At 68.8% G+C, this 1,902-nt stretch carries 3 protein-coding genes; all 3 read left to right on the top strand.

Translation table 11 applies throughout. The features are described from left to right. The coding region (locus FJ222_12765; protein MBM4165293.1) for an undecaprenyl diphosphate synthase family protein at nucleotides 1-146 on the top strand (146 nt) is incomplete at its 5' end. Further along, complete coding sequence (locus tag FJ222_12760) at nucleotides 143-1,033, top strand: hypothetical protein (GenBank protein MBM4165292.1); 891 nt, start codon at nucleotides 143-145, stop codon at nucleotides 1,031-1,033. The genes FJ222_12765 and FJ222_12760, both read left to right, overlap by 4 nt. Further along, nucleotides 1,030-1,902: 1-deoxy-D-xylulose-5-phosphate reductoisomerase (locus FJ222_12755; GenBank protein ID MBM4165291.1), on the top strand; the 873-nt coding region annotated here is incomplete at its 3' end. The genes FJ222_12760 and FJ222_12755, both read left to right, overlap by 4 nt.

The raw sequence follows: 1,902 nt of genomic DNA, 5'->3' as shown, positions 1-1,902 counted from the left end.
ACAGCGAGCTGGTGGTCACGCCGGTGCTGTGGCCCGATTTCAGCGCGGACGATTTTCGCGCCGCCCTGGAGGCCTACGCGGAGCGGGATCGGCGCTTCGGCGGCATTCGAGGAGGCGACGCGCTTCGGGGAGGGACCGTGGGATGATCAAACGGATTATCACCGGTGTCGCCGTGGCCTGTTTCTGGGTCGGCGTGCTGTGCTACCTGCCCGGCTGGGCGTTGTTTGTCGTGCTTCAGATTTTTTCCGGACTGACCCTCTATGAGTTTTACCGGTTGTGCGAGCGGGGCGGCCTGGCGGTCTCCAAGACGCTGGGGATCGCGGGAGGCGCGGTCTGGCTCGCGGCGCTGTTCGCCCTGCCGCTGCACCTGGGGAATGATCTGCCGCGCGGGTTTCCCTATGAGTGTCTGCTGCTGGCGCTGATGTTTTTCGGACTGCTGACGCGACTGTTGCTGGATTCGAGGGCCAAAGATCCGCTGCGCAACGCGGCGGTGACGGCGCTGGGGTTTTGTTACCTCCCGTTCATGCTCTCGTTCTTCCTGCGGCTGGCGCAGTGGGGGGCGACGGCGCCGTTTGAGATCACGCGGGAGGGTGTGTTCCTCGTGTTCTACACGGCGCTGGTGCTGAAAATGTGCGACGCGGGCGCCTATGCGTGCGGTCTCGCCTTCGGCTGGCACGGGCGCAACCGGATGTTCCCGCGTGTCTCTCCGAAAAAATCATGGGAGGGTTTCTGGGGCGGCATGGTCGTGGCCGTGGCCAGCAGCGTGGGCGCGGTTGCGGCGGCCCGGCACGTCCCGTCGTTGCCGACCGGTCCTTTCGCGCACGTCTCTCTGTGGCATGCCGTGGCGCTGGGGCTGGTGCTGGGCGTGGTGGGGGTGCTGGGCGATCTGATCGAGTCGCTCTTCAAACGGGCGGTTAACGCCAAGGACTCCGGCGGCTACCTGCCGGGGATCGGCGGCGTGCTGGATGTGTTTGACAGCCTCGTGTTCGCCCCGGCCGTCGTGTTCTTCTACTTTTCCTGGTTCCACGCATGAAGTCGTTCGTCTTATTGGGCAGCACGGGGTCGATTGGCGAGAGCGCGCTGCGGGTGGCGGCGGCGCTCCCCGGGCGCGTGCGTGTGGCGGCGCTGGCCGCCCGCGCCAACGCTGCGCGGCTGGTCGAGCAGGCGCGGCAGTTCGGTGTGCGGCGGGTGGCCCTGGCCGATCCGGCGGCGGCGGCCGCGGCGCGGCGGCTGGCGCCGGAACTGGACGTGCTCGATGGCGAGGCGGGGGTCGAGGAGCTGGCGGGCGCCGCAGAAGCCGACCTCGCGTTGTGCGCGCTGGTGGGGTTGGCCGGACTGCGGCCGACGCTCGCGGCCATGGAGTCGGGCAAGGATGTGGCCCTGGCGACCAAGGAGGTGCTGGTCGCTGCGGGGGCGCTCGTGATGCGCCGCCGGGAGGCGTGCGGCGTGCGGTTGCTGCCGGTCGACAGCGAACACAGCGCCGTATTCCAGTGCCTGCAGGCGGGGTGCTGCGAGGCGGCGTGCGTCCGGGCGGCCGGCGCCGATCCGTCGCGGTTCGCCGAGACGCGGGTGCGGCGACTGGTCCTGACGGCGTCGGGCGGCCCGTTCGCCGCCGATCCGGCGGTCGATTTTGCGCGGGTCACGGTGGCCGATGCGCTCAACCATCCCCGCTGGCGCATGGGGCGGAAGGTCACGATTGATTCGGCGACGATGATGAACAAGGGGCTGGAAGTGATCGAGGCGCGCTGGCTGTTCAACATTCCCGTAGACCGGGTGGATGTGCTCGTGCATCCGCAGAGCATCGTCCATTCGCTGGTGGAGTTCGCCGACCGCTCGGTGCTGGCGCAGTTGTCGCCGCCCGACATGCGCTTTGCCATCCAGTACGCGCTCACCTGGCCCGAC

This window comes from Lentisphaerota bacterium, assembly GCA_016873675.1.
Taxonomy (GTDB): domain Bacteria; phylum Verrucomicrobiota; class Kiritimatiellia; order RFP12; family JAAYNR01; genus VGWG01.
Note: the sequence above shows the minus strand (reverse complement) of the source record. Positions and strands in the feature narration are given on the sequence as shown.